The 14,805-nt window shown below is 39.7% G+C and carries 13 protein-coding genes and 1 pseudogene; 13 read left to right on the plus strand and 1 reads right to left on the minus strand.

The window, feature by feature from the left end:
- Positions 1 to 12 precede the first annotated feature (12 nt).
- The 10 genes and pseudogenes from mutL (at position 13) to glnA (ending at position 10,393) form a co-directional block, all read left to right on the plus strand.
- Positions 13 to 1,851 carry a DNA mismatch repair endonuclease MutL gene (gene mutL, locus LQ226_RS03365; protein WP_370635474.1) on the plus strand — a complete coding sequence of 613 codons (1,839 nt, stop codon included), beginning with the start codon at positions 13 to 15 and terminating at the stop codon, positions 1,849 to 1,851.
- A 205-nt stretch (positions 1,852 to 2,056) separates the two neighbouring features.
- Positions 2,057 to 2,992: a tRNA (adenosine(37)-N6)-dimethylallyltransferase MiaA gene (gene miaA, locus LQ226_RS03370; protein WP_231416420.1), complete on the plus strand. Its 936-nt coding sequence runs from the start codon at positions 2,057 to 2,059 to the stop codon at positions 2,990 to 2,992.
- A 39-nt stretch (positions 2,993 to 3,031) separates the two neighbouring features.
- Positions 3,032 to 3,256 carry an RNA chaperone Hfq gene (hfq, locus tag LQ226_RS03375; protein ID WP_036778891.1) on the plus strand — a complete coding sequence of 75 codons (225 nt, stop codon included), beginning with the start codon at positions 3,032 to 3,034 and terminating at the stop codon, positions 3,254 to 3,256.
- A 116-nt stretch (positions 3,257 to 3,372) separates the two neighbouring features.
- Positions 3,373 to 4,302: a stage V sporulation protein K gene (spoVK, locus tag LQ226_RS03380; RefSeq protein WP_370635423.1), complete on the plus strand. Its 930-nt coding sequence runs from the start codon at positions 3,373 to 3,375 to the stop codon at positions 4,300 to 4,302.
- 112 nt (positions 4,303 to 4,414) lie between these two features.
- The gene (gene hflX / locus LQ226_RS03385; protein ID WP_231416421.1) at positions 4,415 to 5,668 is read left to right on the plus strand and encodes a GTPase HflX; all 1,254 of its coding nucleotides are present in this window, start codon (positions 4,415 to 4,417) and stop codon (positions 5,666 to 5,668) included.
- A gap of 3 nt (positions 5,669 to 5,671) precedes the next feature.
- Positions 5,672 to 6,913 (plus strand): methionine gamma-lyase family protein, encoded by a 1,242-nt coding sequence (locus tag LQ226_RS03390; RefSeq protein ID WP_231416422.1) that lies wholly within the window; start codon positions 5,672 to 5,674, stop codon positions 6,911 to 6,913.
- 255 nt (positions 6,914 to 7,168) lie between these two features.
- Positions 7,169 to 7,432 (plus strand): annotated as a pseudogene (locus tag LQ226_RS03395) (Ig-like domain-containing protein); the annotation flags it as partial.
- Between the two features lie 396 nt (positions 7,433 to 7,828).
- Positions 7,829 to 8,470, plus strand: coding sequence for a C39 family peptidase (locus LQ226_RS03400; protein WP_370635475.1), 642 nt, complete (start codon positions 7,829 to 7,831; stop codon positions 8,468 to 8,470).
- Positions 8,471 to 8,608: 138 nt separating this feature from the next.
- A complete protein-coding gene (locus tag LQ226_RS03405) occupies positions 8,609 to 9,019 on the plus strand; it encodes a MerR family transcriptional regulator (protein ID WP_231416423.1) in 411 nt (136 codons plus the stop codon).
- Positions 9,020 to 9,055: 36 nt separating this feature from the next.
- Positions 9,056 to 10,393 carry a type I glutamate--ammonia ligase gene (gene glnA, locus LQ226_RS03410; RefSeq protein WP_231416424.1) on the plus strand — a complete coding sequence of 446 codons (1,338 nt, stop codon included), beginning with the start codon at positions 9,056 to 9,058 and terminating at the stop codon, positions 10,391 to 10,393.
- A gap of 180 nt (positions 10,394 to 10,573) precedes the next feature.
- On the opposite strand, the gene lexA is transcribed toward glnA, so the two are convergent.
- Positions 10,574 to 11,203, minus strand: a complete 630-nt coding sequence (lexA, locus tag LQ226_RS03415; RefSeq protein WP_231416425.1) for a transcriptional repressor LexA — start codon at positions 11,201 to 11,203, stop codon at positions 10,574 to 10,576.
- A 303-nt stretch (positions 11,204 to 11,506) separates the two neighbouring features.
- Here lexA and LQ226_RS03420 point away from each other — a divergent pair, with 303 nt between their 5' ends.
- From LQ226_RS03420 to tkt, 3 genes are all read left to right on the plus strand, one after another.
- Complete coding sequence (locus LQ226_RS03420; protein ID WP_231416426.1) at positions 11,507 to 12,157, plus strand: YneB family resolvase-like protein; 651 nt, start codon at positions 11,507 to 11,509, stop codon at positions 12,155 to 12,157.
- A 91-nt stretch (positions 12,158 to 12,248) separates the two neighbouring features.
- Entirely contained in the window at positions 12,249 to 12,482 is a 234-nt protein-coding gene (locus LQ226_RS03425) for a DUF896 domain-containing protein (RefSeq protein WP_231416427.1), read from the plus strand.
- A gap of 240 nt (positions 12,483 to 12,722) precedes the next feature.
- Complete coding sequence (gene tkt / locus LQ226_RS03430; RefSeq protein WP_231416428.1) at positions 12,723 to 14,717, plus strand: transketolase; 1,995 nt, start codon at positions 12,723 to 12,725, stop codon at positions 14,715 to 14,717.
- The last annotated feature ends 88 nt before the right edge of the window (positions 14,718 to 14,805 follow it).

Consider the following 14,805-nt stretch of genomic DNA (forward strand, 5'->3'; position numbering starts at 1 on the left):
ACCATTCATCAAATGCCTGATGCCTTAGCCAATAAGATCGCAGCAGGTGAAGTAGTAGAACGCCCTTCATCTGTCGTGAAAGAACTGGTAGAAAACAGTATCGATGCAGGAAGTACGTGGGTGAAAGTCGAGCTAGAGGAAGCCGGGCTCTCCAAAATTAAGATCATGGATAATGGGAAAGGCATGAGTGAAGAAGATAGCGAACGAGCATTTTTACGTCATGCTACAAGTAAAATTACTCATGAAAATGAGCTCTTCCGAGTAAAAACACTTGGATTCCGAGGAGAAGCTTTGGCAAGTATTGCAGCTGTCAGTCGTTTAACTGTTAAATCTTCAACAGGCGAAGCGGCTGGAACGAAGCTTTATTTAGAAGGAGGAGCTTTAAAAGAGAAAGATAAAAGTGACGCCAGGCAAGGGACGGAAATTACCGTTGATGAGTTGTTCTTTAATACACCGGCCAGGTTGAAGTATATGAAAACCATTCATACGGAATTAGGGCATATTACAGACGTAATGAATCGGATGGCCCTCTCTCACCCGGGGGTTCGTTTTGAATGTTACCACAATGGAAAACGCCTCTTTCAAACTACGGGAAGAGGAGATATCCTACAGGTCATTGCACAAATTTACGGAATGTCCACGGCCAAGAAAATGATTCCTATAGAGGCGAAGACGCTCGATTTTACGATTACCGGGTATATTGCAAAACCTGAAATTACGAGAGCTTCCAGAAACTACATGTCTACGATTGTAAACGGCCGTTATATTAGAAACCCTGCTGTGAATAAAGCAGTACTACAAGGGTATCATACACTCCTTCCTATAGGACGTTACCCATTAGTCGTCCTACAAATTGAAATGGACCCTTATCTTGTCGATGTTAACGTTCATCCAGCTAAGTTAGAAGTGCGTTTCAGTAAAGAAAAAGAACTTTTTGATGCCGTACAAGAGGCAGTTACGAGTGTATTTCGTAAAGAAACCCTGATCCCGGAAGTGGAGCAAAAACCAAAGCGCGCCAAAGAAAAAGACCCTTCCGTTCAAGAATCCTTTTCGTTTGATGAACGGCCAGCTCCGGTAATTGCGGAACCCGCTGCTTCACCGGTTAATTCTAGCACTGTAAGAGAAGAGCCAGAATGGATGAAAGAAAGTGGCCAGCCTGACTATGCAGAAATTGTGAAACAGGCCACATCCCCTGTGGTGGATAGAGATTCAACAGAAGACCAACCTTTAGTAAGAGAAGGTGAGGAACCTGTAGCAGAACCCACAGCACGTGTCCCGATCTTATACCCGATTGGGCAGTTGCATGGAACGTATATACTTGCTCAAAATGAAAAGGGGCTTTACATTATTGACCAGCATGCTGCACAGGAACGCATTAAATATGAGTTTTTCCGTGATAAATTAGGGGAGACAACAAATGAAGTGCAGGAATTGCTGATGCCCATGACATTTGACGTTACGAAGCCTGAAGCCATTTTGATACAGGAAAATCTAGAAGAGCTTCATGAAGTAGGGTTATTTCTAGAATCTTTTGGAGAGCAGACATTTATTGTTCGCTCCCATCCTCAATGGTTTCCTAAAGGTCATGAACAAGAAGTCATAGAAGAAATGATTGATCAAGTATTAGACGAACGTAAAGTAAATATTACTAACCTTAGAGAAGAAGCGGCCATTTTAATGAGCTGTAAACGATCTATTAAAGCCAATCATTATTTGAATCATGAGGATATGAAGCGGCTGCTTGACGACTTGCGAGAATCTACTGATCCGTTTACGTGCCCTCATGGTCGCCCGATCATCGTTCATTTTTCTGAATATGAAATGGAAAAGATGTTTAAAAGGGTCATGTAATTTTCCTTTTACAAGGACTGAACCCTCAAAAGGGGTTCAGTCCGTTTTTTATATAGCTCCAGACTAGCCACTATTCATTTTTACCCTTTTAGACAGATTCAAAGTGGATAGAAACGCGGCTTTCTTTTCTCAAACAGAACATGTATAATAACGATAGCAATTTACTACAAGGAACGATTGTTCGTTAAAAAGTGAGGCATTATTAATGAAGCAACCAGTTGTAGCGATAGTTGGACCAACCGCTGTTGGGAAAACCTCTCTGAGCATTGAGATAGCAAAACGTTTTAATGGGGAAATAATAAGCGGTGATTCAATGCAAATCTACAAAGGGATGGATATTGGAACTGCAAAGGTTACAAAGGCTGAGATGGAAGAAATCCCCCATCACATGATTGATATTAAGGAGCCTTGGGACGATTTCTCTGCGGCTGAGTTCCAAGAGAAGGTAACGGATTACATAAAAAAGATTGCTGAAAAGGGAAAGCTGCCGATTATCGCTGGAGGGACAGGTTTATATATTCAGTCTGTCTTATATGATTTTCAATTTTCTCAAACGGCACGAGATGATGAGTTTAGGGAGCGTATGGAGAAAAGGATAGAAGAAGAAGGTGTTGAACCTTTCTTTGATCGACTGAGACAGATCGATCCTGAACAAGCTTCAAAGATTCATCCGAACAATATACGTCGAGTTATAAGGGCGCTAGAGGTTTATGAATTAACGGGTATGACGATGAGTGAATACCAGGAAGCTCAGCAACCCACATCGCCTTACAATCCTATATTAATTGGGTTAAATATGGAGCGTGAGATGCTTTATAATCGAATTAACACTCGTGTAGATTCAATGATTGAAGAAGGGCTCCTCGATGAAGTAGACCGTCTTGTCAAACTAGGGTATGAAAACGCCCAAAGTATGAAAGCGATAGGGTATAAAGAGTTAGTCCCTTATGTGAAAAATGAACAATCACTAGAGGAATCCGTTCAAAATCTCAAACAGAATTCTCGACGCTATGCAAAACGTCAACTTACATATTTCCGTAATAAAATGGACGTGGATTGGTATGAGGTTACGGTGGAAACCGCTGCAGAAAAGTTTGAAGAAATTTTAAATGATTTAGCAGGAAAGCTGAATCAAATATAGAAGTATAGTAAGCACAGATAGAAAAGAGGAGGAAGATTCATGGCCCAAACAGTGAATATCCAAGATCAATTTTTAAATACTCTACGTAAGGAACATGTTCAAGTAACTGTCTTTTTGCTTAACGGTTTCCAACTTCGAGGAGTCGTTAAAGCTTTCGATAATTTCACCGTCATGTTAGAAACAGACGGGAAGCAACAATTAATTTTCAAGCATGCGATTTCTACATTTGCTCCATCAAAGACCATTACGCTAGATAAAGAATAATTGAAAGGCGGACTCTTATTTAGGAGTCTGCTTTTTTTATTGGCGTTAGTTAATAGGCATTTGTCACACCCCATCTCATAATTGCGTATACTGTCTATGAATAAGGGGTGATCCTATTGGATACGCAAGTGACCTATAAAAAGAATGGTCAGATCAATATTATGTTTCATGATCGGGAACATCAAGCAGTTGAATCTAGGGAAATCGCAGCAACTTCTTATACAGCAAACCCTTTTCAAAAGATTGAAACACAATTTGAAGATTTTATCGGCCTCGACCATTTGAAATCTACAGTAAAAGAAATTTATGCAAGTATTTATGTGAATCAGAAAAGAGAAGAAGCAGGTCTTAAACCTTCTAAGCAAGTTCTTCATATGTTATTTAAAGGGAATCCAGGAACAGGTAAAACAACGGTAGCGCGTAAAATTTCCGAGCTTTTTCATGAAATGAATGTGCTTTCTAAAGGTCACTTTATTGAAGCAGAACGTGCAGATCTTGTAGGAGAGTATATTGGGCATACTGCTCAAAAAACGAGAGACCTTGTCAAAAAAGCTATGGGAGGGGTTTTGTTTATTGATGAAGCCTACTCTCTTGCCCGCGGTGGGGAAAAAGATTTTGGGAAAGAAGCCATTGATACATTAGTGAAGCATATGGAAGACCATCATAATGACTTTATCTTAATTCTTGCAGGGTATCCGGACGAAATGGATCGTTTCCTACGTTTAAATCCTGGGTTACAGTCAAGATTTCCGATTATTTTAGACTTTAAAGATTATTCGATTGATGAACTTATGACCATAGCGAAACAAATGGCATCAGAACGAGAATATGAATTCTCTAAAGATGCGGAATGGAAACTAAAAGATCACTTAATTCGAATGCAACAACAAAGAGGAAGCGGTTTTTCAAACGGTCGTTACATTCGAAATGTGATTGAACAATCTATACGTAAGCAAGCGATGAGAATAATGAAACAGAATCGATTTACACCAGCTGAACTCATGCAGATTACTGGCCAGGATTTAATTTTTCAAACAAAGACTTAGCAAGCTCCTCGAACTCGAGGGGCTCCTTTGGCCGTTTCAGGGAGCACTTTTCGCTTTAGAATAAGGTCTGTGTTATGATAGGAGCACGATTAGAAAGGTGAGGGATGTCGTTATGGAACAAGCAGTCATAGTAGCTTGCGAATTACCAGGTAATGATCAAGAGCGATTTCATTCATCCATTGAAGAGTTACAGTCTTTAACAGAAACCGCTCATGGCCAGGTACATAAAATATTTATTCAAAAGCGAAATAAAATACACCCTGCTCTCTACATAGGGGAAGGGAAATTACAAGAAATAAAGGATTATATTGAGATAAATGAAATTGAACTGGTTATATTCAATGATGAACTAGCTCCAGGCCAAATGAGTAAATTAGCTGATTACCTAGACGTGGGAATCATTGATCGTACGCAGTTAATCCTTGATATATTTGCTAGAAGGGCGAATACAAAGGAAGGGAAACTACAAGTTGAGCTTGCTCAGCTTCAGTACATGCTTCCCCGTATTTATGGACAAGGGAAGAACATGTCCCGGCTTGGTGGAGGAATTGGTACACGTGGACCTGGTGAGACCAAGCTTGAAACGGACCGTCGTCATATTAGGCGCCGCATCGATGATATTAAATCCCGTTTAGATCAAGTAGTGAGTCAACGAAACCAATATAGGAAACGTCGTAAAGAAAATCGTGCTTTCCAGATTGCTGTAGTAGGATATACAAATGCGGGCAAATCAACGCTTTTCAACCGATTGACAAACAGTGAATCATTTGAAGAGGACCAATTATTTGCGACACTAGATCCTCTCACCCGTCAAATTCAACTTCCTTCAGGTTTCAGATCTCTTCTATCTGATACAGTTGGGTTTATTCAAGATTTGCCAACTACACTTATTGCAGCTTTTCGTTCTACATTGGAAGAAGTGACAGAAGCTGATTTTATTTTGCATTTAGTTGATGCTTCTCACCCGGATCATATTCAACACGAGAAAACGGTGCATAAGCTGTTGAAAGATTTAGAAGCAGATCAGTTACCAATGCTAACCGTTTATAATAAGCGAGATCTTTTAAGTGACAACTTCTTTCCTGCAACCATGCCAGCTGTAACTATCAGTGCCCATGATCCTATTGATTTGAAGCGTCTTTTAGATAAAATTGAAGAAGTTATCATAGAAGAATGGGAACCATTTCAGACGTACATTCACGCCTCTAAAAGCGATTTCCTTCATCGCGTTGAATCTAGTTCGATTGTCAAGGAACGCGATTTCCTTGAAGACGATGAAAAATACTTTGTGAAGGGGTGGATCGATGCTGATCATCCGCTTTACCATCAACTAAAGAAGAACAATCATAAAGGGGAACAAGAGTAAAACATGAACAAACACGAATTAGAACAATTAGCAGTAGAAACAGAGCAGGATATTAAAGATATTCACCAATCTATAAATGGTCTAGCTGAGTATAATCAGGAACGGGTCTTAAGGGCTTTTAGAAATCAGCAGGTGAGCGATTCCCATTTCAATCCGACAACAGGCTATGGATATGACGATATGGGGAGAGATAAATTGGAGCAAGTTTATGCAGAGGTTTTCGGAGGGGAAGATGCTCTCGTACGACCTCAAATCGTATCTGGTACCCATGCCATTACGATTTCATTGTTTGGCTTGTTAAGGCCTGGAAATGAACTTCTTTATATTACAGGAGCTCCTTACGACACGTTAGAAGAGATTGTAGGGGTACGTGGTTCTGGTAATGGGTCTTTAAAAGATTTTCATATCGGGTATAACCAGGTCAACCTTCTAAATAATGGTTCTGTCAATTATGAAGAAGTTCAAAGAGCGATTACGCCCCATACTAAAGTAATCGGAATACAGCGTTCAAAAGGGTACGCAGCACGCCCGTCATTTACGATAGCAGAAATTAAAGAAATGATAGAGTATGTTAAAGGCATAAATCCTGAAATAATCGTCTTTGTTGATAATTGTTACGGGGAGTTTGCTGAAGAACAAGAACCCATTCATGTTGGAGCCGACCTCATTGCCGGTTCTCTTATTAAGAACCCGGGCGGGGGATTAGCAAGAACAGGGGGATATATTGCAGGAAGAGCTGATCTTGTTGAACAATGTGCCTATCGTTTAACAGCCCCTGGTCTAGGTAAAGAGACTGGTGCTACCTTACATAGTCTGCAAGAGATGTATCAGGGACTGTTTCTGGCCCCTCATGTTGTAGGGGAAGCAATGAAAGGGGCTGTCTTTACCTCTCGTTTCTTAGAGAAGCTAGGGTTCGCAACAACTCCTCATTATTTAGCAAAGCGTACCGATTTAATCCAATCCGTAACGTTTGAGACAGCCGAACAAATGATAGCATTTTGCCAGGAGATCCAAAAGGCCTCACCTATTAATTCACATGTAACGCCATATCCAAGTTATATGCCGGGGTATGAGCATGACGTCATCATGGCGGCTGGAACCTTCGTACAAGGAGGAAGTCTTGAATTAACAGCTGATGGGCCAATTAGAGCTCCTTATACGGCCTTTGTTCAGGGTGGTCTTACTTATGCGCATGTTAAGATTGCGATTAAAATGGCTGTGGAGCGTTTAGTGGCATTAACATGATAGAATGTCTTCAGAGATAAGCCCCTATATCCTTATTATAGGGGCTTTGTTTTTAGGTGTTAAGTTGAGGTTCCTTTTAATTCATAAGATGAAATGGAATCCTAAGTATTAAGGGGATCAAATGAACAATAATAAATTAGTATGTAAGGGAGAGGGTTTTAGTTGAGGTCAATTGCTTTGGGATTTAGTATCATTCTATTATCATTTTTATTTTTCCCGTCTTTTGTAGCCGCGGAGAATTCTGGTTTTACCATCATGGAGGATAAAAATCGCATACATCCTGATCATCAGTGGTCTATTTTTTTCAATACAACAATAGATAAAGACACGATCACGGGTGAAACCATTTATGTAACAGATTCTGAGGAAGAAAAGATTCCAGTATCGTTTAAAGTTGTTCAAAACCATGTAACGGTTATTCCTCCTAAGGGTGGCTATGAACCTGGTCAGAAATACAAGCTCACAATTAGCGATAACATAAAGTCAAATAAAGGGACAGTATCTCAGTCAGTCACACAAATGAGTTTTACGGTTACTGAAAGGTCTGATTTTGAAGATCTTTCTCTTACAAAGGAACAATTGTACATAAACGGCAAAAGGATAGAGAGCCCTTCTGTCTATCAAGTGAACGAGACAATCTATGTATCTATCAAAACACTTTCAAAACAGCTTGGATGGATTTTTAAGAATCAGAATGGGTACGTAACCATTCAACTTGATAAAGGTGCAAGACCTTTAAAACTATACAATGGACGGAATGTGTTGTACAGAGGAGACTATGAGGTCATTCGCTTGAAAGATGGAGATCAGTATATGAGTGACCGGATTAAAGAGCTAGACGGGGAAATGTTTATTCCTATAAATGCAATTGATGATATCACAGAGCTACCGATTAATCGAGTTCAAGCAAATGGGATGGATCATTATGTTGTTGGTAAATCAGTCCCTGATAAGATGTTATATAAAGGTGAAGAGTTTACGAATCCAATGGATGTTCCATTGTTAAATCAAATGGATGAGCCTAGACTTTACAACGGGTGTGAAGTAACAAGTTTAGCGATGATGTTACATTACCATGGTATAAACGTGAGTAAGAATAAATTAGCTGAAGAAATTAGTCGGGTTCCTTTAACCTATTCGAATGGTATGAAAGGAAATCCTAATCTAGGGTTTGTGGGGGACATGGAAAATGGACCAGGCTTATCTGCTTATCACGGACCGGTTGTGAAGCTTGCTAAACGTTATGTCGGTGATCGTGCCCAAGATGTAACAGGGAGTAATCCTTCTGAACTATACGAATATGTAAATCAAGGAATGCCTGTTTGGATTATTACAACTACCCGGTTTCAACCTGTAAGCAATTTTAGAACTTGGCTTACGCCTCAAGGTGCCATAGATGTAACCTTCAGTGTTCACAGTGTGGTCATTACAGGTTATACGGATGATTCTGTTTATATTAATAATCCATATGGAAAAAAGAATCAAAAAGTTAATCGTTCGCAATTTGAAAAAGCCTTTAAACAGATGGGAAGCCAGGCTATAGTTATTCAAAGGTAACCCGGTATTATGTATGGGTTTTCATTTGCGCCATAAGGGCTTTTTTTAATATGTAAAAAAAGCTAACATGTGTTGACAGAATTTGAATCATTACATACAATAAATATAAATAAACGTAACGATAAGGAGGGCTAAATCATGAATGATGAACTACGAAGATCGATGCCTCTATTCCCAATAGGGATTGTAAAATCACTTACTGACCTTTCTGCGCGACAGATCCGGTACTACGAAGAACATGATTTGATTCATCCTGTTCGCTCCGATGGAAATCGACGTTTATTTTCGTTCAATGATGTTGATCGTTTATTAGAAATTAAATCGTTAATTGAAAAAGGGGTTAATCTTGCTGGTATTAAGCAAGTGTTATCGATGCAGCCTCAACAACCTCAACCTCAAACTGAATACTCTGAAGAAGAAATTCAGGAGGTAAGAGAAGAATTATCTGAGAAAGAATTACGAAAAATGCTTAAAAATGAATTATTTCAAGCAAACCGTTTTGGTAAATCATCGTTGCGTCAGGGAGAATTATCACGATTCTTCCATTAATATAAACTAAAGTACACTGGGAGGAGAAAGTCGCTTATGGCAGCTAAATTAACTAAGGACCAGATCCTGGAGAAGATCCAGGAAGAGAACGTTAAATTTATTCGATTGCAATTCACTGACTTATTAGGAACTATTAAAAACGTAGAAATTCCATTTAGTCAGCTTGATAAAGCACTCGATAACCAAATGATGTTTGATGGATCTTCCATTGAAGGATTTGTTCGCATTGAAGAATCGGATATGCTTTTGTATCCTGATCTTGATACGTTTGTTGTATTTCCATGGACATCTGAGAAAGGGAAAGTAGCCCGCTTTATTTGTGATATTTATAATCCGGATGGTACCCCATTTGAAGGTTGTCCTCGCTATAATTTAAAGCGTAACTTAAAGAAAATGGAAGAGCTTGGCTTCTCTGCTTTTAATCTTGGTACAGAACCTGAATTTTTCCTATTTAAGTTAGATGAAAAAGGCGAACCAACTATGGAATTAAACGACCGTGGCGGTTACTTTGATTTAGCGCCAACTGACCTTGGTGAAAATTGTCGCCGTGATATTGTTCTTGAGTTAGAGGAGATGGGCTTTGAGATAGAAGCGTCTCATCACGAAGTGGCCCCAGGTCAGCATGAAATCGACTTTAAATACGCAGATGCATTAAAGCACTGCGATGATATCCAAACGTTTAAACTCGTCGTTAAAACAATAGCTCGTAAACACGGTTTACATGCTACCTTTATGCCTAAACCACTCTTTGGTGTGAACGGCTCAGGAATGCACTGTAACATGTCCTTATTCAAAGACGGGGGAAATTCTTTCTTTGATGAAAAGGGCGATCAGCAATTGAGTCAAACAGCTTATCAGTTCATCGCGGGCATTGTGAAGCATGCTACGAATTTCACAGCTGTGACGAATCCGACTGTTAACTCTTACAAACGCTTAGTTCCAGGATATGAAGCTCCATGTTATGTAGCGTGGTCTGGTCAAAACCGCAGTCCATTGATTCGTATCCCAGCTTCTCGAGGGTTAAGTACTCGTATAGAAGTTCGTAGTGTAGATCCTTCTGCGAACCCATACCTGGCTATGGCTGTCCTATTAGCTGCTGGACTAGATGGTGTCGAGAACGGCTTGAAAGCTCCAACCCCAGTTGATCGAAATATTTATGTAATGGATAAAGAAGAACGAGTAAAACACGGTGTTCAAGACTTGCCGGCAACCCTTTCTGATGCATTAGAATTGCTTAAAAAGGACGAAATAATGGTGAAAGCATTAGGCGAACATTTATTTGAACACTTCATTGAAGCGAAAGAAATCGAATGGGATATGTTCCGTACACAGGTTCACCCATGGGAGCGCGAACAGTATTTATCAACTTACTAAGATTGAAAACCCTTGATGCCATTGGTGTTGAGGGTTTTTATTTTTTAACATACTCATCTTGTTACAAAAAAATTTACAGACAAAATGATCAAACAGATATTTATTAATAGTGATATAAGAAAAAGCATCGAATGATAATCATTCGATGCTTTTTTCAATGTTTCCGTATTTATATTGAGTTTAGTGAATATGGCGATATAATCCGACAACTTTTCCAAGAATGCTTACATTTTGAACAATTATTGGATCCATTGTAGCATTTTCAGGCTGCAAGCGAATGTGATTTGATTCTTTAAAGAAACGTTTGACCGTAGCCTCATCATCTTCAGTCATAGCCACTACAATATCACCGTTTTGTGCTGTTTGCTGACGTCGTACAATGACCATATCCCCGTCTAAGATTCCAGCTTCAATCATACTTTCACCTTGCACCACAAGAACGAATATATCGTCATCTTGTGCGGCAAGCGTATCAGGTAGAGGAACATACTCTTCAATGTTTTCAATAGCTGTAATTGGCATACCTGCTGTAACTTTACCTATTACAGGAGCATACGTTGCTTCTCCTTTAGGAATGGTAGTGATGGCATCTTCTTCTAACTCTAATACTTCAATAGCTCTTGGTTTAGTAGGGTCTCTTCTGATATAGCCTTTTTTCTCTAGTCTTGACAAATGTCCGTGAACGGTTGAACTAGATGCTAGTCCTACAGCCTCACCAATCTCTCTTACAGAAGGTGGATAGCCTTTTTCTAGTACACGGTTTTTAATGAAATCTAGTATTGCTTCCTGCCTTTTTGATAGTTTCGTCATATTCTTTACACCTCGTACATATCATTTATTACCGTCATTATACCATGATAGGAAACGATATACAAACATTCGTTCGCAAATGTGTTGACAAGAACGAATGTTCGTATATAATGATGTGTAGACACGAACAAAAGTTCTTATTTTCTGGAGGCGATGAATATGTTTCAAAATCTATCAAAACTAGACATAGTATATTTCTTGTTATTTGCAGGCGGCTTAGCCTTTATGTATATTGGGTTACTCTTAAGTTAGGCTTTACTTAAATAGGGACACCGCTATATGATAGAGAAAAAAGGAGATTCTATGAAAGCAATCATCTATTGTCGCGTCAGCACAGAAAAGGAAGCACAAGTTTCGTCTTTAAAACGGCAACGAATCGAACTAGAAGAATTGGCTACTAAACACGGATTTGAAATCCATAAAACAATAGAAGAGCAGGCAAGCGGGTATGATATAGAACGAGATGGGATCTTAGAAGTTTTAGAAATATTAGCAAACGAAGAAGCGGATGTGCTACTAATCCAGGATGAGACAAGGCTTGGGCGGGGGAATACAAAAATTGCCTTGTTTCATCAACTTACTAAACTTGAAGTCCCTGTTTATGCTGTTTCTCACCACGGAGTGCTTACACTTTCTGAATCAGACTCCATGGTTTTGCAAATTGTAGGAATTGTAGAGGAATATCAAAGGAAAATACATAACATTAAGATTAAGCGTGGTATGAGGCGTGCGGTGGATAAAGGATATAATCCTGCTGCTAACCTCTCTAATCAGCATCTAGCACAAGGGCGAGAGAGAAAAGACTTTCCGATCGAGGAGGTTGTTCGTCTTCGATCGAACAATTTGACGTTTGAAGAAATAGCAGCCACCCTTAGAGGAATGGGATTTGATGTATCTAAGGCTACAGTACATAGGCGTTACAAAGAATTCGTTTCACTTGAAAACAAAGCCTAAACGCGTTACGATATAAATAGTAGAAAGGCAAGCATCCTTATGGGACCCTTGCCTTTTTTACTTGGATTCCAACAAGTAAAGGAGCATATAAATGATTTCTCAAGATAAATTAAACCGAATTAACGAATTATCTCATAAATCCAAACAACAAGGCTTATCCATGACTGAACAAAAAGAACAACAAAAATTACGTCAGGAGTACCTGAAGAACTTCCGTAATTCCTTTAAGAGTCAGCTAAAAGGAATGAAAGTAGTAGACCCTGAAGGTAACGATGTAACACCTGACAAATTAAAGCAAGAACAAGAACGTAATAAAAAACATTAATGTAAACACACGAAGGCACTTCGTGTGTTTTTTCTTTTGTATAGGATTTGTAACCTAATGCAATATTTTCCCACTAAGTGCCAAAATATGAATAAGAATGACATTCTATACGCAATTTAAGCTGGTGTAGACAAAGAATTTTCGACTCTTTTTCTTGGAATGCTTGTCACTTAAACGATTTCATTATAGTATTTAGACTGTACATAGTTCGCATTAAGCGAAATGGAAAGGAGCAATTGTATGACACATCAAACAGAACAGCAATCTATTAATACAATCCGCACTCTCTCAATCGATGCGGTAGAGAAAGCGAATTCAGGACACCCAGGTATGCCAATGGGGGCAGCTCCAATGGCTTATACACTTTGGACTGAATTCATGCAACAAAACCCTAAAAACTCAAGTTGGTTTAATCGTGACCGCTTTGTACTATCCGCAGGTCATGGTTCAATGCTTCTATATAGCTTACTTCACCTTTCTGGCTATAATGTAACAATCGATGATCTTAAAAATTTCCGTCAGTGGGGATCAAAAACACCAGGCCACCCGGAATTTGGTCACACAGATGGAGTTGAGGCGACTACTGGCCCATTAGGTCAAGGGGTTGCAATGGCTGTAGGTATGGCGATGGCAGAAGCTCATCTAAGTGCTAAATATAATAAAGACAACTTCAACGTAGTTGATCATTATACGTACTCAATTTGTGGTGATGGAGACTTAATGGAGGGTGTTTCACAAGAAGCTGCATCCTTAGCGGCACACTTAGGTCTTGGGAAATTAGTTGTTCTTTATGATTCTAACGATATTTCATTAGATGGTGACCTAAACCGTTCCTTCTCAGAGTCTGTAGAGGATCGCTTTAAAGCGTATGGTTGGCAAGTAATCCGAGTTGAAGATGGTAATGATACTGCTACTCTTCGCCAATCTATTGAAGAGGCAAAATCGAATACGGATCAACCTACTCTAATTGAAGTGAAAACAGTTATTGGCTATGGTTCACCTAATAAATCAGGGAAGTCTGCCTCTCACGGTGCTCCTTTAGGTGAAGATGAAGCGAACCTAACTAAAGAACACTATAAATGGGGACACGAACCATTCCATGTACCTTCAGAAGTATACCAGGACTTCGAAACAAAAGTTCAAGCACGTGGTGCTGAAGCAGAACAAAAATGGAATGAATTAGTCCAACAATACAAAGAAGCTTACCCTGAACTTGGAGAAGAATTTACTCGTGCGATAAACGATGAACTTCCTTCTAATTGGGACAGTGAGCTTCCTCAATACACACCAGGTGAAGATAAGCTGGCAACTCGTGCATCTTCTGGTGAGATGATTAACGCATTGTCTAAGACTGTTCCAAACTTCTTCGGTGGAAGTGCTGACCTTGCGGGATCTAATAAAACGAGTGTAAGTGGAGAAGAAGATTTCTCTCGTAACAACTATGCTGGACGTAACATCTGGTTTGGTGTACGTGAATTTGCGATGGCATCTGCATTGAATGGTATGGCACTTCATGGTGGACTAAAAGTGTACGGTGGTACATTCTTCGTCTTTAGTGATTACTTACGCCCAGCGGTTCGCCTATCTGCTTTAATGGGGGTACCTGTTACGTATGTATTTACTCATGACTCTATCGCTGTCGGGGAAGATGGCCCAACACACGAACCAATTGAGCAACTGCCATCCCTACGTGCTATGCCAGGTTTATCCGTTGTACGTCCTGCTGACGGGATCGAAACGGAAGCAGCTTGGCGCCTGTCTCTTGAATCAAACTCAACTCCGTCTGCCCTTGTATTAACACGTCAAGGACTACCTACTCTTGAAGGTACAAGTTATGAAGGTGTGAAAAAAGGTGCATATGTAGTAAGTCCTGCTAACAAAGAGGAAGCAGATTGCCTTCTGTTAGCCTCTGGCTCTGAAGTACAACTTGCCGTTCGCGCTCAAGAGAGTCTTCGTGAGAAGGGTATTGAAGCGAGTGTCGTAAGCATGCCTTCTTGGGATCGTTTCAATGCACAGAGTAAAGAATATAAAGAAGAAGTGCTTCCAAGTACCGTAAAAGCTCGACTAGCAATCGAAATGGCTTCTCCATTTGGTTGGGAGCGTTATGTAGGTCTTGAAGGAGATGTGTTAGGCATTGACACGTTCGGTGCATCAGCTCCAGGAGATCAAGTGATGGAAGAATACGGATTTACTGTCGATAATGTAGTGAGCCGTGTAGAACAACTGCTTAAGTAAAAACAATAAAAAACCTGTAAAAGACTTTCTTTTACAGGTTTTTCTTCTATTTCTTCAAAACGACGACTGGAACAAGTAGTGGCTACTG

This window comes from Pontibacillus sp. HN14, assembly GCF_021129245.1.
GTDB lineage: Bacteria > Bacillota > Bacilli > Bacillales > BH030062 > Pontibacillus.

What these genes read in the sequence shown, in the direction of transcription:
- mutL (WP_370635474.1), top strand. Translation starts at nt 13, where the DNA reads ATGCCTGATGCCTTAGCCAATAAGATCGCAGCAGGTGAAGTAGTAGAA.
- miaA (WP_231416420.1), top strand. Translation starts at nt 2,057, where the DNA reads ATGAAGCAACCAGTTGTAGCGATAGTTGGACCAACCGCTGTTGGGAAA.
- hfq (WP_036778891.1), top strand. Translation starts at nt 3,032, where the DNA reads ATGGCCCAAACAGTGAATATCCAAGATCAATTTTTAAATACTCTACGT.
- hflX (WP_231416421.1), top strand. Translation starts at nt 4,415, where the DNA reads ATGGAACAAGCAGTCATAGTAGCTTGCGAATTACCAGGTAATGATCAA.
- LQ226_RS03390 (WP_231416422.1), top strand. Translation starts at nt 5,672, where the DNA reads ATGAACAAACACGAATTAGAACAATTAGCAGTAGAAACAGAGCAGGAT.
- LQ226_RS03400 (WP_370635475.1), top strand. Translation starts at nt 7,829, where the DNA reads ATGGATCATTATGTTGTTGGTAAATCAGTCCCTGATAAGATGTTATAT.
- LQ226_RS03405 (WP_231416423.1), top strand. Translation starts at nt 8,609, where the DNA reads ATGAATGATGAACTACGAAGATCGATGCCTCTATTCCCAATAGGGATT.
- glnA (WP_231416424.1), top strand. Translation starts at nt 9,056, where the DNA reads ATGGCAGCTAAATTAACTAAGGACCAGATCCTGGAGAAGATCCAGGAA.
- lexA (WP_231416425.1), bottom strand. Translation starts at nt 11,203, where the DNA reads ATGACGAAACTATCAAAAAGGCAGGAAGCAATACTAGATTTCATTAAA.
- LQ226_RS03420 (WP_231416426.1), top strand. Translation starts at nt 11,507, where the DNA reads ATGAAAGCAATCATCTATTGTCGCGTCAGCACAGAAAAGGAAGCACAA.
- LQ226_RS03425 (WP_231416427.1), top strand. Translation starts at nt 12,249, where the DNA reads ATGATTTCTCAAGATAAATTAAACCGAATTAACGAATTATCTCATAAA.
- tkt (WP_231416428.1), top strand. Translation starts at nt 12,723, where the DNA reads ATGACACATCAAACAGAACAGCAATCTATTAATACAATCCGCACTCTC.